General features: G+C 55.7%; 1 protein-coding gene. It reads left to right on the plus strand.

Going from position 1 to position 1037, the window contains the following annotated elements:
* A partial coding sequence (locus tag H5U08_RS19685; protein WP_297037143.1) for a Calx-beta domain-containing protein occupies positions 1 to 1037 on the plus strand: 1037 nt, incomplete at both ends.

The raw sequence follows: 1037 nt of genomic DNA on the forward strand, positions 1-1037 counted from the left end.
GATCGACAACAGTTTAAATCTGGAGGAGCGTCTGCACGTTCTACTGCAATTTCCAGGCAGCAGTTCAAATCTGTTCGTGGAAGCGGGCGATGTGAATCTCGCTCCCCAGGGCACCGAAGCCGCTGTGGTGACGTTCAGGCTTTCGCGCCCGGTTGTGTCACCTGTCGTGTTCCGCGTACAAACCTTCGATGAAACGGCTCTGTCCGGACGACACTACGTGGCAGTCGATACAAAGCTGACTTTTCCTCCCGGGCAAACCGAGGTCCAGCTCCCCATCCGCTTGCTGCCTGTGCAGGATGCGGATTATGAGCAGGTACGCTCTTTTAAAGTAGTGGTTACCGAGATTGACGGTGTTGCCCAGAACCGGCTCGAAAAGTCGATCAAACTCATTTATCCTCCTCGCCCCCCTGGGTTATTCGTACAGCCTCTTTCCGTCTGCCCGCCGCCTCTGACGAAGCGGGAAATCTCATTGCCCGTCCAGATCAGTAAGCCCTATCCCTGGCCGGTCACAGTCCAGTTCCACACCGAAGATGTGACAGCGAGGGCCGGGCGGCACTATGTGGGACCGATTAACGGGCGGCTGGTTTTTGATAATACTACGAATAATGTCATCAAACTCACCGTCTATGGCTTAGAATTTTCCGAGAAAAATGATCTTTCATTCCGCGTGGTCTTCCATGATCCGACAAATGTACGCTTGCCGAGCGATCCCTCGGTCTTGGTCACTATCCAAGCCCAGCCTACTCTGGAGGGCGATGTGTTGGTTCTGATTCCCGTGACGAGCATTCCCGGTGACTGGTGGACATTCGCCCGTACCATTCAGCAGGAGCTTCCACCAGAGACCTCCTTGCTCGGCAAGGCTGTCTGGCTCGTGGACGCCAATCGCCAGCCGCTACCGGCCAGTCAAAACCAGGGCGCGACGAACTCGTTGCTGCCATTTCGCGAGAAAGAGGATTTTCAGGACGCTTTCGAAACTGCGTTTCAGACAGCACAGGCTTTCGCCCAGCGCTGCACCCAGCCACTTCGGGCGGTCTTCG

Source organism: Thermogutta sp., from assembly GCF_014359955.1.
Classification (GTDB): Bacteria; Planctomycetota; Planctomycetia; order Pirellulales; family Thermoguttaceae; genus Thermogutta.